This is a genomic window from Rhizobium sp. PDO1-076, assembly GCF_000247475.1.
Lineage (GTDB): Bacteria > Pseudomonadota > Alphaproteobacteria > Rhizobiales > Rhizobiaceae > Allorhizobium.
In genome coordinates this window covers 1-21,777 of sequence record NZ_AHZC01000110.1, presented here as the reverse complement: position 1 = coordinate 21,777, position 21,777 = coordinate 1, and the positions used below count along the sequence as shown (strand labels likewise).

Here is a 21,777-nt window from a genome sequence, read left to right as displayed (position 1 = left end):
GCCAGTCATATTGACTGGCGCACGTAGTTAAACCGTCCGAAGCAGACTAAAGTCTGACCTATTGACGATTAGTAATCGTCGCTCTTTTCCGGCGGCACGAGGCCTTCGATACCGGCCAAAAGATCTTCTTCCGACATCTGGTCGAAAGTGACGGTTTCCGGCATGTCATCCTCGTCCTCGGTCTTCGAGGCACCAGAACCGGCAATCATCGAACCGGAATCCTGCTCCGGCTCGTCGACTTCGACATGCTTCTGCAGCGAATGGATCAGATCTTCCTTCAGATCATCGGGCGAAAGGGTTTCATCCGCGATTTCGCGCAGTGCAACGACGGGGTTCTTGTCCTTGTCGCGATCGATGGTGATCGGTGCGCCTTGAGAAATCTGGCGGGCGCGATGGCTTGCGAGCAACACGAGCTCAAAGCGATTTTCGACTTTGTCGATACAGTCTTCAACGGTGACACGGGCCATTGCCTGTCCTTTGCGGTCATGAATGCATGGGATTGGGGCTGCGATACAATCAATAGAGGGGAAATTCAAGTTTTTCGTCATTCTCCCTTGCCCGAACGGCCAATAAAACGCGGGAAAGCCAAAAAGCGTCACCTGATTCAACCTCTGCGTGCTTGGAATATTAGAAATCCTGCCCTACATATTTTCATATATGAACACTTCTTAATGTAAACTGGGGTGCTCTGAAGTTGAAAGGCAAAGTCTTGTTTTGATTGCTTTTTGCCCAGTATGAATATTTGCATTCAAGGATAATTCCGATGTTCGACCCCCGCGAGAAAATCGCCCTTTTCATCGACGGCGCCAATCTCTACGCTGCTTCCAAGAGCCTTGGCTTTGATATTGACTACCGCAAGCTGCTCAAGGCCTTCCAGAAGCGCGGCTACCTGTTGCGGGCTTACTATTACACGGCACTGATCGAGGATCAGGAATATTCGTCGATCCGTCCGCTGATCGACTGGCTCGACTACAATGGCTACAAGGTCATCACCAAGCCGGCCAAGGAATTCACCGACTCCATGGGCCGCCGCAAGGTCAAGGGCAATATGGACATCGAACTGGCCATCGACGCGATGGAGCAGTCCGAAACCGTCGACCATCTGGTGATCTTCTCTGGTGACGGGGATTTCACCACACTGGTCGAAGCGCTGCAGCGCAGGGGCCGCAAGGTTTCGGTGGTGTCGACCATGGCAACCCAGCCGCCGATGATCGCCGACGACCTGCGTCGCCAGTCCGATCATTTCATCGACCTGATGACACTGAAGGCGGAAATTGGCCGCGACCCGAGTGAACGGGGAGCGCCGCGCGTGATGAGCGAGCCGGCTCCGGCAAGCGAACACGACCACTAAGCACGCAAAGCCTCAGAGGCCGTAGCGCCTCTTTTTGCCCGACAGAGACACCGAGCCATATCGGCGCCCGATTTTCGGCGGCATCTGTCGCGCTTTGCGCTAACATCCGGGCATGCTGTTCAAACGCCCCACCCACGACACATTGTACACTGCGCTGGTCAATCGCGATGCCGCCTATGACGGCTTCGCCTATGTCTGCGTGACCTCCACCAGGATCTTTTGCCGCTTCACCTGCACCGCGCGCAAGCCGAAGCCGGAAAACTGCGTCTTCGAAGAGACGATGGCCGCCTGCATGGAGGCCGGCTTCCGGCCGTGTAAGCGCTGTCGCCCGATGCTGGCCTATGGCGCGCCCGATCCGTTGGTGAAAGGCCTGCTGGAGGCGCTTGAAGCAGACCCCGTCCGGCGCTGGAGCGAGGATGATATTGTCGCGCTCGGTCACGATCCCTCGACCGTGCGTCGCAGCTTCAAAAAACGTTTCGGCATGAGCTTTCTTGAAATCGCCAGGCTGAGACGGGCGGGCCAGGCCGCTCAGACCCTGTCCCGGGGCGAACCGGTGATCGATGCACAACTCGATGCCGGTTACGAATCGGGCAGCGGCTTCCGCCAGGCCATCACCCAGTTGTTTGGCGCAGCGCCGGCCGACCTCAAAGGCCGATCGCTGCTCAAGGCCGACTGGATCGAAACGCCGATTGGCCCGATGATGGCCATTGCCGACGAACATGCCTTGCATCTGCTGGAATTTGCCGATCGCCCTGCCCTGCCGAACGAGATCCGCCGGCTGCAAACGCTGAACGGCCAGGCGGTGACACTCGGGCGCAATGCCGTCATCGAGCAGATAGCGGCCGAGCTTTCAGACTATTTCCACGGCGCGCCGGCCCCGTTTCAGACCCGGCTCGCCGGGCATGGAACCGCGTTCGAACGCGCCGTCTGGCAGGCGCTGCGTCAGATCCCGGTCGGCGTCACCCGCAGCTACTCCGGTCTTGCGGCCGACATCGACCGCCCCACCGCCGTCAGGGCCGTCGCTCGCGCCAATGGCGCCAATCAGATCGCGATCGTGATCGCCTGCCACCGGGTGATCGGGGCTGATGGCAGCTTGACGGGGTATGGTGGCGGTCTCTGGCGCAAGCAATGGCTGCTGGAACACGAACGCCGCATGGTCGAACGGGCAAACGAAAAACACGCCGCAAACGGCTGAACTAAACCAATTCAAACGCAATTGGCTGCGCACCCTGCCAGAGCACCATCTTGCCCATGGCCTCCAGTTGCTCCTGTCCCTTGGTCAAGGTGAGGAAATGGTTGCCGGCAAGGGCGCCCATCTTGCTGGCGAAATGCGAGCTTCCATAGGCGAACAGCAATTCGGTTTCGCTGTAACCACCGGGATAGAGCAGGATATCGCCACGCGACGGATGACAGGTGTGATTCTCGAAACCGGCGCCGAACTGGAAGTCGCCGAGCGGTACCCAGACCGCCTCGCCGCTCCAGCGCGAATGAATGGTCTGGTTGCGGAATGGCAGGAAGGTCTGGAAGACCCGGCAGGTTTCCGGCGCCTTTTCCAGCTCGAAGCGAGCTTCGAACACGAAGGGGCCGACAGTGACCTGCAAATGCGATGCGCTCATACGATCAACCGCCCGTCTTCAACAGACGGCTCTTCTGCCGGTTCCAGTCGCGTTCCTTCTCGGTCTCGCGCTTGTCATGCAGTTTCTTGCCCTTGGCGAGCGCCAGTTCGAGCTTCGCCCTGCCCTTTTCGTTGAAGTAGATCTTCAACGGCACCAGCGTCATGCCTTCGCGATTGATCGAATTGCGCAGGCGATGGATCTCGCGCGCCGACAGCAGCAGCTTGCGGCGCCGGCGGGGCTCGTGATTGAAACGGTTGGCCTGCAGATATTCCGGCAGATGGGAATTGATCAGCCAGATTTCATTGCCCTCGTCGGAGGCGTAGGATTCGGCAATGTTGGCCTTGCCTTCGCGCAACGACTTGACCTCCGTGCCGGTCAGGACAAGACCGGCCTCGTAGGTATCGATGATCTCGTAGTTGAAGCGCGCCTTGCGGTTTTCCGCGACGATCTTGTTGATGGTGCGCTGGCTGCCTCTGGGTGCCATGGTGAATTCCGATCCGCCCGATGCTTTTGTTATTGTGGACGGCGGGCTCCCGTTCCTGATGTCTGTGCCTCTATGTAGTATAGAGAGACCAGGAAGAAAAGGCGCCGAGTGTCTTGCCTCGGCGCCGACTGTCTCAGTTCAGCAGACCGGCATGCTTCAGTGCCGCGTCGATTGCAGCTTCGGTTGCGCCTTCCAGCGTCGGCAGAAGCGGCAGGCGCACGGTGCGGCTCATGCGGCCGAGGCGATTGAGCGCATATTTCGCCCCGCAAAGACCCGGCTCCATGAAGATCGCCTTGTGCAGCGGCATCAGCCGGTCCTGATATTCCAGCGCCTTGGCATAGTCACCGGCCAGCATGGCGGCCTGGAATTCGGCCGACAGGCGTGGCGCGACATTGGCGGTCACGGAAATGCAGCCGACGCCACCATGGGCATTGAAGCCGAGCGCGGTTGCATCTTCGCCGGATAGCTGGACGAAATCGGCGCCGCAGGTGATGCGCTGCTCGGAGACGCGTTCGATCTTGCCGGTCGCGTCTTTCACGCCGACGATGTTCTTGTGCGCCTTGGCGAGCGCGCCCATGGTCTCGGGCGTCATGTCGACCACCGAACGACCAGGGATGTTGTAGATGATGATCGGCAGCGAGACGGCCTCGGCGATCGCCGCATAATGGCCGATCAGGCCCTTCTGTGTCGGCTTGTTGTAATAGGGCGTGACGACCAGCAGGGCGTCCGCGCCGGCCTTTTCGGCGTGCTGCGCGAGATCGATCGCTTCCTTGGTGTTGTTGGAGCCAGCTCCGGCAATTACCGGCACGCGCTTGGCGGCCACCTCGATACAGAGTTCGACGACACGTTTGTGCTCGGCATGGGAGAGTGTCGGCGATTCACCCGTCGTGCCGACCGGCACGAGACCGGATGAGCCTTCGGCGATCTGCCACTCGACATGCGCTGCGAAGGCGGCTTCATCAACAGTACCCGCTTCGGTGAAGGGGGTAACGAGAGCGGGAATCGATCCCTGAAACATGCACTGAACTCCTCAGGGCCGATATCCACGCTTCGGCCGCATTCTCTATTTAAATCGGGGGCACATTACTTCGCGCCTTCGGGTGCGACAAGCGCATGTCGCGTGCTTTTGTGATAGTTTCAACGGGCTGATCGACGGAATGTGATCGCCCCGGTTAAGGACTTGTTAAGCAAGGTTTCGCCTTACTGGAGAGGTGGCGCATATAGGTCTGGTGTGTAGATGAGAAAGTCGTCTCTTTTTGTTTCGGCCCTGGGGCTCGGCATTGCCGGGATCATTGGCGTGCAGAATGCCGCCGCCCTTTCCGACGTTCCGGCCGGTGTCCCGGTTCCGGCGGAAAAACCGCTGGGCTTTGCCCCGATGAAAGCCGAACCGCCGTCCTTCGAGACGACCGGCACCATTCCCAAGACATCGTCGCCTGCCGCACAGGTCAACCCGCTGCTCAAGGCCGGTCTCGACGCCCTATCTGACAAGGATGGCGCCAAAGCGTTCGCCATCCGCGACCGGATGGCCGCCGGTCTCGATCGCCATATGTTGACCTGGTCGATCGCCATGTCGGGATTGCGGGACGTATCGTCCAGCGAAATCGCCACCGCCCAGCGCGATCTCAAGGGCTGGCCCGGATTGAAATCCTTCCGTGCCAATTCGGAGCGGGCACTCTATCGGGAAAACCCGAGCCCGAAGGGCGTTCTCGCCGCATTCGGCAATTCCGAAGCCGAGACGATCGAAGGCGCGATGCTGCTGGCGCGGGCGCATCTGGCGACCGGAAACACGGCGCCGGCAGCCAAGGTCATCCGCAAGCTCTGGCACGAGGATGGGCTCGACAAACCGACGGAAGACCGGATCCTCGGCGAGTTTGCCGCGCTGCTGCGTCCGTCCGATCACAAGACGCGCATGGACTATCTGATGTATCGCGGCCGCGCGAGCCAGGCCAAGCGCTTCTCGTCGCTCGGCGAAGCGCAATCACTCTACAATGCCTGGGCAGCTCTGATCCAGAAATCCAGCAACACCGGCGCCCTGATCAAGGCGGTCGACAGCCGCTGGGCGTCCGACCCCGCCTATCTCTTCATTCGCATCGAGAACCTGCGCCGACAGGACAAATACGAAGACGCTGCAAAGCTTCTCGAACAGATGCCGCACGACAAAGCCAAGCTCATCAATACCGGCGAATGGTGGAACGAGCAGCGGATCGTCGCAAGAGGCCTTGCCGACCTCGGCAAATTCCGCGCCGCCTACCAGGTCACGGCCCGTCATGCGGCGAGCGAGACGGCGGATGTTGCCGATGCCGAATTTCACGCCGGCTGGTATGCCTTGCGCTACCTGAACGATCCGAAAGCGGCCACGAAACACTTCCAGCGTATCCTGGAAGTTTCCAACCGACCGCTTTCCGCCTCGCGGGGCTGGTATTGGCTTGGTCGCGCGGCCGAAGCCGCCGGTGACGACAAGGCGCGCGACTACTTCAATCGTGCGGCCCAGCATCCAAGCACCTTCTATGGCCAGCTTGCCAGCGCGCGGGTGCAGATGGGCGCGATCAGGATACCGTATCCGGCTCCATCGGCTGCCGAACGCGATCTGTTCGACTCTCGCGAGGCGGTGCAGGCGATTTCGCGCTATGAAGCCGCCGGGCATGGCTGGCGGGCGCAAAGCCTGTACCGGGCGCTTGCCGAACAACTGGACAATCCCGGCGAACTGGCCTTGCTTAGTTCACGTGCAGAAAAGTCCGAAGGTGGGCACCAGCTCTCGCTGCAGATTGGCAAGACCGCCTATGCACGCGGGATCAACGTGCCGGCGCTTGCCTTCCCGGTCGGCGTCATTCCCTCATCCGCCAACATCGCCGGCTCCGGCAAGGCATTGGCCTATGCCATCGCGCGTCAGGAAAGCGCCTTCAACCCGGCCGCCGTTTCGCCGGCGAATGCGCGCGGGCTGCTGCAGCTTTTGCCATCGACCGCCAAAGGCGTCGCTGCCCGACACGGTATTGCCTATGCACCGGCCAAGCTGACCACGGATCCGGGTTTCAACGCCACGCTGGGCGCGCATTATCTCGGCGAGCAGATCGACACGTTCGGCGGCTCCTACATCATGACCTTCATTGCTTACAATGCAGGACCCCGCAAAGTGCCGGAATGGATCGGCCGCTACGGCGACCCGCGCGGCAAGTCGATCGACGAGGTCGTCGACTGGATCGAGCGCATCCCCTTCCCCGAGACGCGAAACTATGTGCAGCGGGTGATGGAGAACTATCAGGTCTACAAGAGCCGGCTCGGCCAGGAGACCGACATCGTGCACGACCTGCGCTTCGGTCGCTGATCGACGGGACTGAAGATCTTCGCTAGCGTGTCTTCCAGCAACCCTTAGCGGAGGACCAAATGCCTGAAACTGCGCCCAACGGCATCGAAGATCACTTCATCAGCGTCCCGGATGGCCTAAAGCTTCACGTCCGCATTCTGGGCGCTGGAAACGCGGGCCTGCCCGTCGTCTGCCTGCCAGGCCTGACCCGCAATGGCCGCGATTTCGAGGCGATCGCCAGGTTGCTGTCTTCCGCGCCGCACCGCTTCAAGGTGATTAGCATCACCTCGCGCGGACGTGGACTGTCGGACCGCGATCCGGAGCCAAGTCGCTACACGATCCCGGTCGAGGCCATGGATGTGGTTGCAGTGCTCGATCAACTGGCGATCGACAAGGCGCATTTCATCGGCACGTCGCGTGGCGGCCTGATCCTGCATGTGCTGGCGATGACCCATCTCGATCGGATCGCCACGGCAGTTCTCAACGATATCGGGCCTGTTCTGGAGGCCGAAGGATTGCGGCAGATCCAGGCCTATCTGGGCCGTCGGCGCAAACCGCAGACATTTGCCGAGGCGGCGCTGATCCTGAAGGAGGCGCATGGCGACGAGTTCCCGGCCTTGTCCGATGAAGACTGGCAGGGTCTTGCGGCGGCGATCTACCGGGAGACCGGAGGCGAGATTGTCACCGACTACGACCCTGAAATCGGCATCCAGTTCCGCGCGGCGGATCTCAGTCAACCGGTTGCCGATCTCTGGCCGCAATTTACCTTGCTGGCAGACATTCCGGTGATGGTGGTTCGCGGAGAACATTCACGACTTCTGTCGCCCGAAACAGTGGATGCGATGGGTCAGCGGCATCCGCGCCTGCTTGCTGTTGTCGCCCCCGGCCAAGGCCATGCGCCGCTGCTGGATCTCGGACCATTGCCTGAACAGATCGCAGACTTTCTCAACAAAAGCATTTAGAGAAGACGAGGCTTCAGTCCGTTCCAGCGGGGGAACCTGCGCGGGTAGCGGGTAGTTGCCAGCAATGGCAATGGCGCCCAAACGGAAAAAGCCCGGCACAAGGCCGGGCTCTCCCTATCCAATCCGAGGATTGAATTAGAATGCGCGCTGCAGGCGGAAGTAGCCGTACGGGTTGTCGAGTTCGTCGTCGTACTGAAGCGAAACACGAGCGAGCAGGTTTTCAACCGGCTTGTAGTCGAGCGTGATGCCATACTTCAGCTTGTCGTCGCCGTCGTAAACGCCGTCAACGTTGAGGTTGTCCCAGTACTGGATGCCAGGAGTGATGGTCAGCTTGTCCGTTGCCTTGAAGGCGTAGGAAGCAGCAACCGACCATTCAGCGTCGTCGTAGTAGGCGCTCGGGTCAGACGAGTAGATGCCGGCGAGGTAGAAGGTGCCCGGGCCGACTTCAGCCGAACCGATAGCGCGAACTGCGCCTTCTTCTACGTCGAAGTCATAACCGCCGAGGATGGCGATCGAAGCCGGACCGAAGGTCGCGGTGACAGTACCCGACAGGCCGATGTCAGCAACACCGTCGCCGATGCCGTCATTTTCGATGGTTTCGATTTCGTCAACCGAAGCGCCGATCGAGAAGGATTCAGCTGTGTAGGTGTAGGAGAAGGAGACGAATTCGGTCTGGTTGCCGAGGCCGTCGGTTTCGCCAGCGATACCCAGGTCCCACCAGTTGTAGAACCAGCCAGCCTTGAAGCCGCCGAGAGCGAGGTAAGCTTCGTCAGCGTAGAAGCCCTGGGCTTTGTCGTCGACGGAGATGTCGCTTTCGAGAGCGATGAAGGACTGCAGAACGCCGAGTTCGGTGTCCGACTTTGCGTCAACCGTTACGAGAGCAGCGGCGCGCATGTCGTAGTCGTTGTCCGAACCAGAGTCAGCGTTCGGTCCGAAGTCGACCTGTGCACGAACCCAACCACCGATCTGGAGGCAGGTTTCGGTGCCCGGGATGTAGAAGTAGCCGGTGCCGAAAGCGTCGCAAACGCGAACGTATTCCATCGGCTCAGGCTCAGCAGCAACGATAGCGTCGGCAGCCTGGGCGCCAGAGACTACAGCGAGAGCTGCAGCGGAGCCGAGAAGAAGGCTCTTGATGTTCATTATTGACCTCCAGTCAAGTTTCGTATGGGTCTGGCCAAATTGGCTGAAGGACAGCAGTTCCTGCCCCATCCCCGTCGGTTTCTCAGAAGACGGACGATCCACCGCCTCGCTTCCGTTGTTGAAAATACAAAACGCGGCCGGTCATGCAATCACCAAACAGCGGAATGAATGGAAACGGGGAACCCTTCCGTCTGCGCTGTTGCTCAAAGGACACAAAACCGTGTTCCGGGATCATTAAAAATTTACAGTTCGTTAAGAAAGCCCTTACGAAATCGGCACTTAGCGTCTGGACGGGGAGGCACGCAGGATCGAAACGTTGATTTTATTCCGGCCAAAATCGACGGAATCCCCTGCCGCAGCGCAATTTCCATCCACGGCTTCGTCCGGCGCTGGCTCTTTATATGCAGCTATGGTCGAGATGAAACGTTGCGATCGGCGTCAATTTTGGCTCGGCCCGGCAGAATCAAACATAGAAAAGTATGGCGATTCGAGAATCGCCCAGGTCTCGGCGCCAGGCCCTGCCTGCAAACCCTTGAAAAATAGCGCGCCCTATAAGGTAAAATGTGCAGGATTGCGAAAAACCCTTGCAATCGCCGATTCAAGCACATAATCAGGCCGCACCGGAGAGGTGGCCGAGTGGTCGAAGGCGCTCCCCTGCTAAGGGAGTATACGTCAAAAGCGTATCGTGGGTTCGAATCCCATCCTCTCCGCCATTCAACGAAATCCCCCAATTCATTCGATTGCGCTTCAGGGCTTCCTTGCTGAGCTGCGCCTGCGAACGCATTTTCCTGAATGCACGGAGCTAGCCCGGCTGCGCCACCTGGCTCCATTCTGGCGCGTCTGGCAGCCTCAAGGGCGATCCCCAGGCGGACGGTCGCGGTAAAAATTACTTAAGTATCTGATTTTTCATAATATTTCCTGAATTCTCCAAGAGTCCCGGTCTATAATTGACTGGAGGTCAATAATGAACATCAAGAGCCTTCTTCTCGGCTCCGCTGCAGCTCTCGCTGTAGTCTCTGGCGCCCAGGCTGCCGACGCTATCGTAGCTGCCGAGCCTGAGCCGATGGAATACGTTCGCGTTTGCGACGCTTTCGGCACCGGCTACTTCTATATCCCGGGTTCGGAAACCTGCCTCAAGATCAGCGGTTATGTCCGCTTCCAGACTGAGTTCTCCGACAACGGTGACGACAGCGACTGGAACATGCGTACCCGCGCCAAGCTGAACTTCGAAGCGAAGAACGACTCCGAGCTCGGCACGATCGGCTCGTATGTTGCTGTTCGCACCTGGGCAGACAACAACGGCTCGGACACCGACAACAAGCTCGAGATCGACGAAGCCTTCATCACCGTCGGCGGCTTCAAGGTCGGCTACATGTACAACTACTGGGATAACGATCTCTCGGGCGAAACCGACGATATCGGCTCGAACCGCCTGAACGCCATCGGCTACCAGTACACGGCTGACGCCTTCTCGGCAGGCGTGTTCCTTGACGAACTGTCTGGCGGCTACAGCGACGATTCCTTCGATGTCGCCTATGACGGCTCCGACAACCTCGGCGTTGAAGGCCAGATCGCTGCGACCTTCGGCGTTGTAACGGCAGAACTCCTCGGCGCCTACGACTTCGCGGCTGAAAACGGTGCGATCCGTGCAAAGCTGCTTGCTGACGTTGGTCCGGGTACGTTCGGCCTCGCCGCCATCTACTCGACCGGCGCAAACGCCTACTACGACGTTTCCGAGTGGACCGTTGCTGCCGAATACGCCGTCAAGCTGAGCGACAAGTTCACCCTGACGCCTGGCGTTCAGTACTGGGACAGCTACGGCCTCGTCTCGGCTGACGACTTCGACTCCAGCAACGACGCCTGGAAGGCCGGCCTGACCCTCGATTACAAAATCGCACAGGGCCTGACTGCCAAGGTTGCCGTCAACTACTTCGACGAAGACGCAGCTGATGACGGCGTCTGGGACGGCTTCGTTCGTCTGCAGCGTTCGTTCTAATTCGATCTACGGATCGGTACGGGATCCGGCCTTCGGGCCGGATCTCACTCAAAACCCGCGAAAAGCGTGGTTTTGCCCAAGACAGGCTCTGAAATGCCCAAAGCTGGCCAGTTGTGACGACTGTTGCCGGCCTGCATCGTTAGTTGAGGAAAAAACTCCACCATCCGTGCTTCTGCGCAATTATGGTCTATACTTTTTATAATGTATAACGATATTCGATCTCGTAAGGCCTGCATGTCGCTGGCCGGATCGTAGTGAGGCAATCGCGTGAACAACATGATATCGGAAAAAAGCGAGGCATTCGACACAGCCGTCGAAGTGCCTTCCTATTCCGTTCATTATCAGTACGGCTCCGCGAACAAGCTTTTTGAAGTTCGCGACACGTCACTGCGTGCCCTGTTCGCGAAATATGGCGACATCCTCTGGCTCAATGGCAGCCACAAATACAACGTCACCAATTTCATAGCCGAGCTTCATGACATGTTGGATATTCCGGGTTTCTCAACCTTTTCCCAGGAGATGCTCGACCAATTGATTGGCAAATTGCGCAAACGCGGTAACAGCAACGCCACCATCAACCGAAAGATGGCGGCCCTAAGCAAACTGCTGCGAAAGGCGTATAAAATGGGAGATGTCTACAGTCTGCCCGAATTCAAGCGCGAAAAGGAAAAGGCCGGGCGTATCCGCTTCCTCGATCGAGACGAAGAGGAAATGCTGTTTTCCGAAATCCGCTCGCAAAACGAGCTGTATTACCGTTTCTGCACATTCCTGGTGGATACCGGCGCACGTCTCAGCGAAGGCACCGACCTGCGTTGGGGCGATCTGAACGCCCACCGGGCCACCTTCTGGGTGACCAAGTCCGGGCGCTCGCGCTCCGTTCCCCTCACCCACCGCGCCGCGGCCGCTATCGCGGCCTCGGATCGACGTTTCCCGGGACCGTTCTCGGAGATCGACCAGCAAAGGTTCCGGATCGCCTGGCACAATGCCAAGGACGCCGTCGGTCTTGGTGATGACAAGGATGTCGTGCCGCACGTGCTGCGCCACACCTGCGCGTCACGCCTGGTCCAAGGCGGCATCGACATAAGACGCGTTCAGATGTGGCTTGGCCACCAGACCCTGACAATGACCATGCGATACGCACACCTCGCCTCGCATGATCTCGATATGTGTGTTCCCGTTCTGGAGCGCGCAGCAGCAAGCTAGCAGTTCATTTTTTTGTAAGTGATATGATAGCGCTACCATCACTTTGATTCTGCTCGATTTTTGTTATTCTTGATAACAGTTATTGGAGCAACGCAAAAGGGGTCCCGGTTGAAAAAACCGGGACCCCTTTTGTCTGTATATAATGTAGGCGCCTGCGATCGTAAGACGATCAGGCGATGAGCGTCTTGAGGTCGAACGAAGGGTCGGCGATCGCGGCCCTGTCCGGGGTGCGGCCCAGATCGAGAAGTTTCTTGCCGGCGACATAGGCCTTGGCGTCATTGATCGCATCAACCGCGATGAACTCGCCCTTGGCAAAATACCAGACGGAAAGGCTTCCTTCCCTGGCGCCCGGCCGGACAACCGTCTCGTCATAGCCGAGATTAAAGCCGGCGATCTGCAGCTTGACGTCATACTGATCCGACCAGAACCATGGTTTGGGTCGATAAGGCAGCGAAACGCCCGCCAGATTGCCGGCAGCCGCCTCTGCCTGGTCCACGGCATTCTGCACCGACTCCAGCCGGATCTTCTGCCCCTTCCAGTCGAAGACCGCGCAGTCTCCCACGGCATAAACATTGGGATCCGAACTCTGCTCCCTATCGTCGACAAGAATGCCGTTGGCGGTTTCGATTCCGGCTTCGGCTGCAATCCGGTCATTGGGCACAACGCCGATCCCGGCAATCACCAGATCGACATCGATGACACTGCCATCCGACAATTCGGCCGCCTTGACCCGGCCATCCTCGCCGATCAAGCGCTTGAGGCCGGTGTTTTCGCGAATGACGACGCCCTCAGCCTGATGGATGGCCCGCATGGCATCGGCGGTTTCCTTCGCGGCAACGCGGGCGAGCACACGATCGGCCATTTCTATCAGGGTCACGTCCAGGCCGAGCTTGCGCGCCACGGCCGCAGCCTCGAGACCGATGTAACCGCCGCCGACGATCAGCAGCCGTCGCCCGGCCTTCATTTCATCGGCAAGGCGATCTGCATCGGCCTTGTCGCGGGCGGTATAGACGCCATCAAGATCACCGCCAATCTGCGATGGCAGGCGGCGCGGCGTAGCACCCGTGGCAAAAACCAGCGTGTCATAGGTTATCGCCGAGCCGTCGAAGAGGCGAACGGTCCTTGCCTCGCGGTCAATCGCCTCGACCGGAGTCGACAGGCGGATGTCGACATTGTTTTCTTCGTACCAGGCTTGCGGGCGAAACAGCAGACGATCGAAACTCATTTCACCGAGCAGATATTTCTTCGACAGCGGCGGACGCTGATAGGGAAGGCAAGGCTCGGAACCCAAGAGAGTGATGGGACGCTCGTCTTTCAGCGCCCGAAGTTTTGCCGCCAGCGCAAATCCCGCCTGCCCTGCGCCAATGATCACCAGTCTGCCCGCCACGTATCGCGCCTCGTCTTGTTTCAGGAACAGCGCCCAACATCCGGAACGGGAGGCGCGTCGATGATCAAGGCGTAGCTTTATGGCAAATTCCGGTCAAGGACCGGATGCTGGGCATGGTGGTCAATTCCGGCCAACTGGTCTGGTAAACGCCTGAGACCAAAGCAAAAAACCGATTTGTGTCGCATTTTAACGATCGGATAGAGAAAGTGTCGAAGAAGATGCGTTAATTTGGGACCGTGCAAGATCGCCAAAGGAGGGTGAAATGCCCTTACAGATGATACCAGACGCAAAAGCCAACATTCCGCAGGACAAGGTCTTCGAAAAGTTCAAGATCGATCGGCCGGGCAAGATCATATTCGTCGGCCATCACCTGAGCACGAAAACCTCACTCCGCTGCCTGATCCGCACAATATCCCTGCACGGGGCGGAGCTTGAAGTCTCGCCGCATCTGCCGATGCCGAGCAACTTCTTCTTGGAGATCCTTGGTATCCACGATGAAATCGGCTGCACGCTGGTCCGCCGCGAAGCTGAAAAACTGACGATCGGCTTCAACATGCTGATCGATCCCGAATTCCTGCATCACGTTGTCCGTCTGTCCTTCGAACTCAACCACTAACATCGACACGCGGCGCGGCGAGACAGAAATCTGCGCGCCGATTCAGCATGCGACGCACTTCATCACAGTATTTTCCTGCGGTCTCTTCCTCCTCATATTCGCGAAAATGAAGATACCTAAAACTTGACTGATCCTATTGACGCTAATGCAAATAATAGAACCCACAGTGCAAGCAACACCGGGCTTGGAACGCGAGAATAACAATGGAAAACGCAACGCATCTGGCGACCGTCAAGTCGGAAATGTACGAACGCAAATGGGAGCGCTTCTACGTTCAACGTCCCGCCAAGGTGATGGCCGTCAGCCCGGGGCTCAGCGGCATCACGATCCGCAGTTGTGAAGTGGTGGACATTTCGCAAGGCGGTGCTGCACTTGTGATGACCACGACCATCGGTCTTTCCTCCCACTACTACCTGCAGGTCGTCGGTCTCGCCGATCGTATCGGCTGTGCGGAAGCCTATCGAAACGGCAACCGGGTCGGGGTGAAATTCATCCGGCCGATCCCGGAGGCGATGCTGCACCGGATCGTGCGTGCAGACTTCATGCTCGGTGAAAAGATGGAAGCGCCGATCAAGCCATTCACCAACGGAAACGGCGCGCGCCTCGGACGCTGATTGCGGCAAAACGTCTGAAGCAGGCTTTGACGCGTCTTGCCGCCCTTGCGCGCATCCTGCGGAATCCTATTGTGGGCAAAGTTCAACATCTGCCCGGGATCCCAGCATCGCATGTCCGCCTTTTCTCGCTTCACCCCCCTGACATCCTCCCTGCCGGCAACCGTGCCCTTCATTGGCCCGGAGGCCATAGAACGCCAACGCGGACTGCCGGTGAAAGCCAGGATCGGCGCGAATGAAAGCGGCTTCGGGCCCGCTCCTTCCGTCATCGCCAGGATTGCCGAAAAATCGGTCGAAATCTGGAAATACAATGATCCGGAAAACCACGCCCTGAAGACCGCGCTGGCGACACATCTGTCGCTCAAGCCGGAGAATTTCGTCATCGGAGAAGGCATAGACGACCTGCTCGGCCTGATCGTCCGACTGGTGATCGAACCGGGCATGCCGGTCGTCACGTCGCTCGGCGGCTATCCGACCTTCAATTTCCATGTAAACGGCTTCGGTGGTCGCCTGGTCACCGTACCCTATCGCGACGACCGCGAAGATCTCGACGGATTGCTCGCAGCCGTCAAAGCCGAGGATGCGCCGCTCGTCTATTTCGCCAATCCCGACAATCCGATGGGCAGCTGGTGGGATGCGGACGCGATTGTCGCCTTTGCCCGGGCTCTGCCGGATACCACACTGCTCATTCTGGACGAAGCCTATAGCGAAACGGCACCGGCCGGCTCGATCCCGGCCACCGACGCCTTGATCGATCTGCCCAACGTGATCCGCACCCGGACATTCTCCAAGGCCTATGGCCTTGCCGGCGCGCGGGTCGGCTATGGTTTCGGCACAGCGGGCACGGTTTCTGCCTTTGACAAGATCCGCAACCATTTCGGCATGCCGCGACTTTCGACGGAAGCGGCACTCGCCGCATTGAAGGATCAACGCTATCTGGCCGACGTTCTGGCGCGCATCGCAGATTCGCGCGCACGCATTTCAGACATCGCCACGGCCAATGGCCTGAAACCGCTCAAGTCCGCGACGAATTTCGTCACCGTCGATGCGGGACGAGACGGTATTTATGCGCGTGCAATCGTCGACGGGCTGATGGAGCACGGGATTTTCATCCGCATGCCCGGCGTCGCGCCGCTCAACCGCTGTATCCGTATCTCGACCGGCCTGCCGGCAGATATGGACCTTCTGGAAGAAGCGTTGCCGAAGGTTCTGGCGTCGCTGGCATAAAGCCGGTGTTCCTGCAATAAAAAGAACCGCGCCGGCCTTGTTCCTGCCGGTCGCGGTTCTGATGTGTTGGCACTGGCCCCGTCCAAAGGTCCCCCGCCACGTTCCCCTGCATCAGGGTTCTTGTGCTTTTTCGTCCTCCCGCCAAAGGCGGGGTAACTGCATTCAGTGGATGGTCATCCATTCGCGGGCGGCGCGCAACGCTGCGGCGAGATCGGGCTTCGTCATCGTCTGGGCGAGATCGGCACGCAGCTCGGCGGCGCGCTCGCATCCCTTGATTGCCGCGATGTTGAGCCACTTGTGGGCCGAGACCAGATCGATCGGGCAACCACGACCGGTTGCGTACATCAGACCCATGTCGCAGAAGACATCGGCTCGGGTTTCGCCACCCATTGTGGCCATTTCGGAATTGCGCATTTCAAAGCGTGCCATCGGATTTGTCCCTGTCTAGCCTAGTGGTTTAAACTGTCCCTGTTTTGCCCCTTTCGGAGCGCCTTCCGGACCGTTGCCATCTTCTTGCGTGGCGTTTCGAACCTTCAGGTATCGGCGGGTTTTTCCCTGCTCGTTTGATGACCCAACTATGCCGGAAGGCTTTCAATGGTCGCTTAAAATGCATGCTTAATTTGCTGAAAACAAAGTACAAATGCTTCGTAAACTTGGGTTTTTGTTAAGCATCGGATGCCCTGCATTTTAAGGAATTTGCATCGAAATTTACGAAAATTTCAGATCTTGAAATCAACCGATTGTTCACCACGAATTTCGAAGGCACTTTTAACAAAGGCCGGAAATGCCGGTTTTGAACGCCATCCACAGCCGGAAAATCCGGCGGATTGCATTTTACCTTTACGTGTGCGTAAGATAATTTTTAACCGGTGAGCCATGAATTCGGAGGAATTCAGGCGCTCAACGGCCTGTACCATCATCTCGGGAGGAGTGATCAATCATGCGGACCATCATCATCGCCGCCGCGCTGGCGTTTTCGGCCATTACCGCGCAGGCAGCAGAGCCCATCGAGGGCAACTGGAAGACGGCAACCGGCGCCACGGCCGAAATCGCCCCCTGTGGTGGCGCCTTTTGCGTGACGCTGAAGACCGGCAAGTTCGTCGGCAAGCAGATCGGCAAGATGTCGGGCAGCGGCGACAGCTATTCCGGCGAAATCACCGACCCTGAAACCGACAAGACGTATTCGGGTTCAGGCACGGTTTCGGGCAGCTCGCTGAAGATGAAGGGCTGCGTGCTCGCCGTTCTTTGCAAGAGCCAGACCTGGTCGCGGCTCTGATCGGCCAACGCTCTCACTACAAAGAGCGGAACCGGGCACTATAAAGAGGGGAACCGGGCGGTGGGAGCGATCCCCCGCCCGATCTTTATTCTCCGACACCGCCACTAATCGACAGCGCGATAGGCGTCCGGGATTGTGTAGACCATATCGGCGCGGGCATAGCCGCCGTCCTTGACCTCCTCGATCAGCACCATGGTATGCGGCCGCGCGGCCTCGGAAAAATATTCGACCAGCATGGCGGTCGTCCGATGGACGATTTCCTCCTTCTGGACCTTGGACAGAGCACCCTCCGGGGTCTTGATGTTTACAAACGGCATTTCATTCTCCTGATGTGTTGTTTCTTTGAGGGGCTGCCTGTGTCAGACCACGCCGCCATTGGCGCGGATCACCTGGCCGTTGACCCAGCCGCCATCCGGGCCGGCGAGGAAGGAGACGACAGCGGCAATATCGTCCGGCTGGCCGAGCCGCTTCAGCGGGTTCATGCCGGCAATCGTGTTGACCAGTTCGTCCGACTTGCCCTTCATGAACAGTTCGGTCTCGGCCGGGCCCGGCGCCACCGCATTGACGGTGATCGCCTTTGGCCCGAGTTCCTTGGCGAGGATATGGGTCATCGCCTCGACGGCAGCCTTCGTTGCGGCATAGACTCCGTAGGCCGGCTGGTAGAGACCGACGACACTGGTCGAAAAGCTGATGATGCGGCCGCCGGGGCGGATGCGGTTGGCGCCCTCGCGCATGCCGCGGAAGACGCCGCCGAGATTGATCGCGACTTGGCGCTCAAAGGCCTCATCCGACGTGTCGGCAATCGGTGAAAGCTGCATGATGCCGGCATTGTTGACCAGTACATCAACGCCACCAAACGTCTCTTCGGCAGCATCGAACAATGCTTTCATACCGTCGCTGGAGGCAATATCGGCCTGAACCGCCATGGCACGGCCGCCGGCCGCCTCGATTTCGCCGACAACGGCTGCGGCTGCCTCCGCACCGCTTGCGTAGTTGACCACCACGGCAAAACCGTCGCGGGCAAGACGTCTGGCAATCGCTGCGCCAATGCCTTTCGACGAGCCGGTGACGATGGCGGTTCTGGTTTCTGTCTCGGTCATGGCGACGCTCCTTGTTTCTGCCTACTCAGAAGATATGCCTCTACCCGCGCCAAACAATCACGCATAGCTTGACATGATAATTCTGATGGTGCGAACAATAAGCGATGGATCGTCTTGACCGGATGCAGTTGTTTCTCCGCGTGGTGGAGCGGCGCAGTTTTTCTGCGGCTGCCGCCGATCTCGGGCTCGGCCGATCGACGGCGACCGAAGCGATCAAGCAGCTAGAGGCCGATCTCGGCGCCCGGCTGCTGGAGCGCACGACGCGGCATGTGACGCCGACGCTGGAAGGACAGGTTCATTACGAGCGCTGCCTCGCCATTCTTTCGGACATTGACGAAGCCGAAAACGCCTTTCGCGATGGCAAACCGCGCGGGATCCTCAGGATCGACGCCCATCCGCTGCTGACGCGGACGTTTCTGCTGCCGCATCTGCCTGAATTCCTCGCGCGCTATCCCGGTCTCGATCTGCATATCGGCCAGGGCGACCGGCTGGTCGACCTGGTCCGCGAAGGCGTCGATTGCGCGCTTCGCGCCGGGGAGCTTGCCGATAGCGGCCTGATCGCGCGCAGGCTTGCGACGATCGGCGAAGTGACCTGTGCCAGCCCCGCTATCTCGCCCGCCACGGCATGCCGGCGACGCTCGCCGATCTTGCCGCCGGACATCTGTGTGTCGGTTTTGTCTCGTCACGCACCGGCGAAGTGATGCCGCTCGAATTCATCGATGGGCAGGCGATCAAGTTGATCTCGCTCGGATCACGGGTCACGGTCAACAATTCCGACACGATGACCGATCTTTGCCGGCTCGGCTTCGGCCTGATCCAGGCACCGCGTTACCGGCTGGCGCAAGATCTGGCCGAGGGCCGCTTGGTCGAGATCCTGCAGGACCATCCGCCCTCGCCGACGCCGCTTTCGGCGGTCTATCCGCAAAACAGGCACACAGCCGCACGCCTGCGCGTCTTCCTCGACTGGGCAACGGAAATCTTCGCCAAGGCGAGACTTTAGCGGTAAGGCGAGCCTCTAGTTGTCGCCGCGGCGGAACCCCCGCCGCAGCTATCACCGCTTGACGGCTCAGATGGGCTCACCGACATCGATGCGATTGCCGTCGGGATCCTCGAAGACGAAGGCGCGCAGCCCGTAATCCTTGTTCTGCAGCCGCTTGATCACACGCAAGCCCTTGCGCTGGATGACGTCATGCAGGGCATCGATGTTCTCGACCATCATATGGGCGACGTTGAAGTCCGCCGCTTCATAGCCGGGCTGCAAAGTCAGGTGCAATTCGGCTGAATCCCGTTTCAGGATCATGAAGCCGACCGGAGAGCCGTTCTCGAAGGTTTTGCTGAAACCCAGAACCTCCGTGTAGAATTTTTCGGCGCGTGCCATCTGCTTGACCGGCAGCATGACAGCGACCCGCCCGAAGCGCATGGTCTCATGATTGATGTTTTCCATCGTCTGGTCTCGTTTTATGAGGGTCGCCTATGCCCACCCGCGGGCAGTGCCGCGCATGGGAACGACTTTAATTGTTGTGACAAACGAGACAGTGCCCGTGGCGCCAGTATTGCAGAGAGAGAGACGCGGATAAAGACCCAAAGCCCGATTCATGCCGGATGACGCCTCGCCTGAAGGCGTATCGCAAAATTGCCCAGTTTCCTGAATGCCGGATGAACCCGTTTCTCAGGCGGTGTTCAGCGAGCTGTCAGCATAGTCGGTCACAGGGACAAGGGACTGGAGACTTCCTCATGAGCACGCTGTATCGCCGCATGACCATTCTGACCTTGGCGATGGCCGTTTTCGCCTTCCTGTTTGCCCAGTTGGTGGTGTCCACGGGACCCGGTCTGCGCCACGGGCAGGCAGCCGCGATGTCGAGCTGTGGCATTCCCGGCAGCGCGCTCTGCAAGGCTGTCTTCTAGGGATAGATTTGCCTCGGCTTCGGCCAATCGGTCTGTGATTGCCGCCTATTTGGCCAGCAGCTTGTTCTTGATCAGCCCGACGATGACCTGGACGACCAGACCTGCGACGCCGCCGCCGACAAACTGGCCTGCAAGCGCCGCTATATCAACGCCACCGGCGGCAGCAGCTCCTCCCGCCCCGAGCAGCGACCCCAGAATCGTCCCGCCACCGACGCCGCCGATCGCTCCGGCGAGCAGGTTGCCGATCTGACCGAGATCCGAATCCTTCAGAATCTTGCCGCCCGCCGTTCCACCGGCCGCGCCACCGATCAGCTGGGCCAGGATTGATGCGATATCCATGACAATCGCCCTCCAAACGGTCCCGTCCACCAGAACGGGACAACGGTTGCATTGTAGGCCGCATACCATCTGCCGGAAAGGGTCCGCTAAATTTAATTATTTCGATATTCTAACATGTTGATTGTCCCGACTGGCGCGCAATGTCGCCTGCGGCACCCGTCCGCAATCAGCGCGGTCGGACTGAAAGCGCAGAAGGGACCGCTGCGATCGAGATCATGCAGATTGCCGGATCGGCCAGAAGTGATATGCCCCTAAATTCTGGAAATCGTCACCAAAACGTCGTTTGCTTGTCAATCACTCTTTCCTATAATGCGTCATGAACACACGAATCCCTATTTCCGCACCCGTCAATTTCATCAGCCCCGAGCCGTATGAACCGCAGGCGTTCAACAATGCCACCGAAGCGGTCGATGCGCTGACCGCGCTCTATGAGCGCAATACCGACTTTCTGATCGATGCCTTTGGCGACCTCGCGCAAGGCGGGCCGATTGCCGGCCGCTACCGGGCGTTTTATCCGCAGGTGGCGCTCGAGACGACGAGCTTCGGCCATATCGACACCCGTCTCGCCTATGGGCATGTGACGTCGCCGGGCCTCTACACCACAACGATCACCCGCCCGACGCTGTTTCGCCACTACCTGAAGGAGCAGCTCGGCCATCTGATGCGCAATCATCAGGTGCCGGTCATCGTGTCCGAATCGGCGACCCCGATCCCGCTGCATTTCGCCTTCGCCGAAGGCGCGCATGTCGAGGCCTCGGCCGGCGGCCTTGCCGACATGCAGTTGCGCGACGTCTTCGACACCCCGGATCTTGCCGTAACCGATGACGAAATCGCCAATGGTGAATACGAGCCGAAGCCGGGCGAGCCGCATCCGCTGGCGCCGTTCACCGCCCAGCGCATCGACTATTCGCTGGCGCGCCTGTCGCATTACACGGCGACCAGCGCCAATCATTTCCAGAATTTTGTCCTGTTCACCAATTACCAGTTCTATGTCGACGAGTTCTGCGCCTATGCGCGTAAGCTGATGGCAGACGGCGGTGAAGGCTACACGGCCTTTGTCGAGCCGGGCAACATCATCACCAAGCCCGGCGATAGCGAGCCAAGCGAGGGTGTTTCGCTCGGACGCCTGCCGCAGATGCCGGCCTATCACCTGAAGATGAAGGGCCATGCCGGCATCACGCTGGTCAATATCGGCGTCGGCCCGTCCAACGCCAAGACGATCACCGACCATATCGCCGTGCTGCGTCCGCATGCTTGGCTGAT

General features: G+C 59.2%; 24 protein-coding genes, 1 tRNA gene and 1 pseudogene. 14 read left to right on the top strand and 12 right to left on the bottom strand.

Annotated features, from left to right (window positions below; genetic code table 11):
• Positions 1-68 precede the first annotated feature (68 nt).
• Positions 69-467: a DNA-directed RNA polymerase subunit omega gene (gene rpoZ / locus PDO_RS08055; protein ID WP_007600222.1), complete on the bottom strand. Its 399-nt coding sequence runs from the start codon at positions 465-467 to the stop codon at positions 69-71.
• Positions 468-763: 296 nt separating this feature from the next.
• On the opposite strand from rpoZ, the gene PDO_RS08050 reads away from it, so the two are divergent.
• Both PDO_RS08050 and PDO_RS08045 read left to right on the top strand, forming a co-directional pair.
• Positions 764-1,351, top strand: coding sequence for a LabA-like NYN domain-containing protein (locus PDO_RS08050; RefSeq protein WP_007600220.1), 588 nt, complete (start codon positions 764-766; stop codon positions 1,349-1,351).
• A 112-nt stretch (positions 1,352-1,463) separates the two neighbouring features.
• Positions 1,464-2,546, top strand: a complete 1,083-nt coding sequence (locus PDO_RS08045) for a bifunctional transcriptional activator/DNA repair enzyme AdaA (RefSeq protein ID WP_007600218.1) — start codon at positions 1,464-1,466, stop codon at positions 2,544-2,546.
• Position 2,547: 1 nt separating this feature from the next.
• Here PDO_RS08045 and PDO_RS08040 read toward each other — a convergent pair whose 3' ends face one another.
• The 3 genes from PDO_RS08040 to dapA form a co-directional block, all read right to left on the bottom strand.
• Complete coding sequence (locus PDO_RS08040) at positions 2,548-2,967, bottom strand: DUF3830 family protein (protein ID WP_007600217.1); 420 nt, start codon at positions 2,965-2,967, stop codon at positions 2,548-2,550.
• Between the two features lie 4 nt (positions 2,968-2,971).
• A complete protein-coding gene (smpB, locus tag PDO_RS08035) occupies positions 2,972-3,451 on the bottom strand; it encodes an SsrA-binding protein SmpB (protein ID WP_007600215.1) in 480 nt (159 codons plus the stop codon).
• A 133-nt stretch (positions 3,452-3,584) separates the two neighbouring features.
• Entirely contained in the window at positions 3,585-4,469 is an 885-nt protein-coding gene (gene dapA, locus PDO_RS08030) for a 4-hydroxy-tetrahydrodipicolinate synthase (protein WP_007600213.1), read from the bottom strand.
• 219 nt (positions 4,470-4,688) lie between these two features.
• Here dapA and PDO_RS08025 point away from each other — a divergent pair, with 219 nt between their 5' ends.
• Positions 4,689-6,773 (top strand): lytic transglycosylase domain-containing protein, encoded by a 2,085-nt coding sequence (locus tag PDO_RS08025; RefSeq protein WP_007600211.1) that lies wholly within the window; start codon positions 4,689-4,691, stop codon positions 6,771-6,773.
• Positions 6,774-6,832: 59 nt separating this feature from the next.
• A complete protein-coding gene (locus PDO_RS08020; RefSeq protein ID WP_007600206.1) occupies positions 6,833-7,714 on the top strand; it encodes an alpha/beta fold hydrolase in 882 nt (293 codons plus the stop codon).
• 135 nt (positions 7,715-7,849) lie between these two features.
• Here PDO_RS08020 and PDO_RS08015 read toward each other — a convergent pair whose 3' ends face one another.
• Complete coding sequence (locus tag PDO_RS08015; protein WP_007600203.1) at positions 7,850-8,854, bottom strand: porin; 1,005 nt, start codon at positions 8,852-8,854, stop codon at positions 7,850-7,852.
• A gap of 622 nt (positions 8,855-9,476) precedes the next feature.
• Between PDO_RS08015 and PDO_RS08010 the strand changes: the two genes are divergently transcribed.
• From PDO_RS08010 to PDO_RS08000, 3 genes are all read left to right on the top strand, one after another.
• Positions 9,477-9,567 (top strand) — tRNA-Ser (locus PDO_RS08010).
• A 251-nt stretch (positions 9,568-9,818) separates the two neighbouring features.
• Complete coding sequence (locus PDO_RS08005; RefSeq protein WP_007600201.1) at positions 9,819-10,850, top strand: porin; 1,032 nt, start codon at positions 9,819-9,821, stop codon at positions 10,848-10,850.
• Positions 10,851-11,126: 276 nt separating this feature from the next.
• Positions 11,127-12,053 (top strand): site-specific integrase, encoded by a 927-nt coding sequence (locus PDO_RS08000; protein WP_052023415.1) that lies wholly within the window; start codon positions 11,127-11,129, stop codon positions 12,051-12,053.
• 169 nt (positions 12,054-12,222) lie between these two features.
• Here PDO_RS08000 and PDO_RS07995 read toward each other — a convergent pair whose 3' ends face one another.
• Complete coding sequence (locus PDO_RS07995; protein ID WP_007600188.1) at positions 12,223-13,440, bottom strand: NAD(P)/FAD-dependent oxidoreductase; 1,218 nt, start codon at positions 13,438-13,440, stop codon at positions 12,223-12,225.
• Between the two features lie 262 nt (positions 13,441-13,702).
• Between PDO_RS07995 and PDO_RS07990 the strand changes: the two genes are divergently transcribed.
• The 3 genes from PDO_RS07990 to PDO_RS07980 all read left to right on the top strand — a co-directional run bounded on the left by PDO_RS07990 (position 13,703) and on the right by PDO_RS07980 (position 15,894).
• Positions 13,703-14,056, top strand: a complete 354-nt coding sequence (locus PDO_RS07990) for a hypothetical protein (protein ID WP_007600186.1) — start codon at positions 13,703-13,705, stop codon at positions 14,054-14,056.
• Between the two features lie 203 nt (positions 14,057-14,259).
• Positions 14,260-14,670 (top strand): PilZ domain-containing protein, encoded by a 411-nt coding sequence (locus PDO_RS07985; RefSeq protein ID WP_007600184.1) that lies wholly within the window; start codon positions 14,260-14,262, stop codon positions 14,668-14,670.
• 111 nt (positions 14,671-14,781) lie between these two features.
• A complete protein-coding gene (locus tag PDO_RS07980) occupies positions 14,782-15,894 on the top strand; it encodes a pyridoxal phosphate-dependent aminotransferase (protein ID WP_007600182.1) in 1,113 nt (370 codons plus the stop codon).
• A gap of 162 nt (positions 15,895-16,056) precedes the next feature.
• On the opposite strand, the gene PDO_RS07975 is transcribed toward PDO_RS07980, so the two are convergent.
• Both PDO_RS07975 and PDO_RS27820 read right to left on the bottom strand, forming a co-directional pair.
• The gene (locus PDO_RS07975; RefSeq protein WP_007600180.1) at positions 16,057-16,323 is read right to left on the bottom strand and encodes an SEL1-like repeat protein; all 267 of its coding nucleotides are present in this window, start codon (positions 16,321-16,323) and stop codon (positions 16,057-16,059) included.
• A gap of 290 nt (positions 16,324-16,613) precedes the next feature.
• Entirely contained in the window at positions 16,614-16,832 is a 219-nt protein-coding gene (locus PDO_RS27820) for a hypothetical protein (protein WP_141649853.1), read from the bottom strand.
• 2 nt (positions 16,833-16,834) lie between these two features.
• On the opposite strand from PDO_RS27820, the gene PDO_RS07970 reads away from it, so the two are divergent.
• Positions 16,835-17,170 carry a DUF2147 domain-containing protein gene (locus PDO_RS07970; protein ID WP_007600172.1) on the top strand — a complete coding sequence of 112 codons (336 nt, stop codon included), beginning with the start codon at positions 16,835-16,837 and terminating at the stop codon, positions 17,168-17,170.
• Positions 17,171-17,274: 104 nt separating this feature from the next.
• On the opposite strand, the gene PDO_RS07965 is transcribed toward PDO_RS07970, so the two are convergent.
• Both PDO_RS07965 and PDO_RS07960 read right to left on the bottom strand, forming a co-directional pair.
• Entirely contained in the window at positions 17,275-17,487 is a 213-nt protein-coding gene (locus PDO_RS07965; RefSeq protein WP_007600171.1) for a tautomerase family protein, read from the bottom strand.
• A gap of 42 nt (positions 17,488-17,529) precedes the next feature.
• Complete coding sequence (locus PDO_RS07960; RefSeq protein WP_007600170.1) at positions 17,530-18,270, bottom strand: SDR family oxidoreductase; 741 nt, start codon at positions 18,268-18,270, stop codon at positions 17,530-17,532.
• Between the two features lie 104 nt (positions 18,271-18,374).
• On the opposite strand from PDO_RS07960, the pseudogene PDO_RS07955 reads away from it, so the two are divergent.
• Positions 18,375-19,270, top strand: a pseudogene (locus PDO_RS07955) (LysR family transcriptional regulator).
• 66 nt (positions 19,271-19,336) lie between these two features.
• On the opposite strand, the gene PDO_RS07950 reads toward PDO_RS07955, so the two are convergent.
• Positions 19,337-19,714, bottom strand: a complete 378-nt coding sequence (locus PDO_RS07950) for a glyoxalase superfamily protein (RefSeq protein WP_007600169.1) — start codon at positions 19,712-19,714, stop codon at positions 19,337-19,339.
• Positions 19,715-20,004: 290 nt separating this feature from the next.
• Here PDO_RS07950 and PDO_RS28250 point away from each other — a divergent pair, with 290 nt between their 5' ends.
• Entirely contained in the window at positions 20,005-20,175 is a 171-nt protein-coding gene (locus PDO_RS28250; protein ID WP_007600168.1) for a hypothetical protein, read from the top strand.
• 45 nt (positions 20,176-20,220) lie between these two features.
• Here PDO_RS28250 and PDO_RS07945 read toward each other — a convergent pair whose 3' ends face one another.
• Positions 20,221-20,514 carry a hypothetical protein gene (locus PDO_RS07945; protein WP_007600167.1) on the bottom strand — a complete coding sequence of 98 codons (294 nt, stop codon included), beginning with the start codon at positions 20,512-20,514 and terminating at the stop codon, positions 20,221-20,223.
• A gap of 316 nt (positions 20,515-20,830) precedes the next feature.
• Here PDO_RS07945 and amn point away from each other — a divergent pair.
• Positions 20,831-21,777, top strand: a 947-nt coding sequence (gene amn, locus PDO_RS07940) for an AMP nucleosidase (protein WP_007600166.1), incomplete at its 3' end; no start/stop codon positions are given.

Coding starts and splice junctions, on each gene's coding strand:
- PDO_RS07970 (WP_007600172.1), top strand. CDS start 16,835: ATGCGGACCATCATCATCGCCGCCGCGCTGGCGTTTTCGGCCATTACC.
- PDO_RS08045 (WP_007600218.1), top strand. CDS start 1,464: ATGCTGTTCAAACGCCCCACCCACGACACATTGTACACTGCGCTGGTC.
- PDO_RS08015 (WP_007600203.1), bottom strand. CDS start 8,854: ATGAACATCAAGAGCCTTCTTCTCGGCTCCGCTGCAGCTCTCGCTGTA.
- PDO_RS07960 (WP_007600170.1), bottom strand. CDS start 18,270: ATGACCGAGACAGAAACCAGAACCGCCATCGTCACCGGCTCGTCGAAA.
- PDO_RS07945 (WP_007600167.1), bottom strand. CDS start 20,514: ATGGATATCGCATCAATCCTGGCCCAGCTGATCGGTGGCGCGGCCGGT.
- PDO_RS07965 (WP_007600171.1), bottom strand. CDS start 17,487: ATGCCGTTTGTAAACATCAAGACCCCGGAGGGTGCTCTGTCCAAGGTC.
- PDO_RS07950 (WP_007600169.1), bottom strand. CDS start 19,714: ATGGAAAACATCAATCATGAGACCATGCGCTTCGGGCGGGTCGCTGTC.
- dapA (WP_007600213.1), bottom strand. CDS start 4,469: ATGTTTCAGGGATCGATTCCCGCTCTCGTTACCCCCTTCACCGAAGCG.
- rpoZ (WP_007600222.1), bottom strand. CDS start 467: ATGGCCCGTGTCACCGTTGAAGACTGTATCGACAAAGTCGAAAATCGC.
- PDO_RS07985 (WP_007600184.1), top strand. CDS start 14,260: ATGGAAAACGCAACGCATCTGGCGACCGTCAAGTCGGAAATGTACGAA.
- PDO_RS08025 (WP_007600211.1), top strand. CDS start 4,689: ATGAGAAAGTCGTCTCTTTTTGTTTCGGCCCTGGGGCTCGGCATTGCC.
- PDO_RS07980 (WP_007600182.1), top strand. CDS start 14,782: ATGTCCGCCTTTTCTCGCTTCACCCCCCTGACATCCTCCCTGCCGGCA.
- PDO_RS08000 (WP_052023415.1), top strand. CDS start 11,127: ATGATATCGGAAAAAAGCGAGGCATTCGACACAGCCGTCGAAGTGCCT.
- PDO_RS08050 (WP_007600220.1), top strand. CDS start 764: ATGTTCGACCCCCGCGAGAAAATCGCCCTTTTCATCGACGGCGCCAAT.
- PDO_RS07990 (WP_007600186.1), top strand. CDS start 13,703: ATGCCCTTACAGATGATACCAGACGCAAAAGCCAACATTCCGCAGGAC.
- PDO_RS08040 (WP_007600217.1), bottom strand. CDS start 2,967: ATGAGCGCATCGCATTTGCAGGTCACTGTCGGCCCCTTCGTGTTCGAA.
- PDO_RS07975 (WP_007600180.1), bottom strand. CDS start 16,323: ATGGCACGCTTTGAAATGCGCAATTCCGAAATGGCCACAATGGGTGGC.
- PDO_RS28250 (WP_007600168.1), top strand. CDS start 20,005: ATGAGCACGCTGTATCGCCGCATGACCATTCTGACCTTGGCGATGGCC.
- PDO_RS08005 (WP_007600201.1), top strand. CDS start 9,819: ATGAACATCAAGAGCCTTCTTCTCGGCTCCGCTGCAGCTCTCGCTGTA.
- PDO_RS08020 (WP_007600206.1), top strand. CDS start 6,833: ATGCCTGAAACTGCGCCCAACGGCATCGAAGATCACTTCATCAGCGTC.
- smpB (WP_007600215.1), bottom strand. CDS start 3,451: ATGGCACCCAGAGGCAGCCAGCGCACCATCAACAAGATCGTCGCGGAA.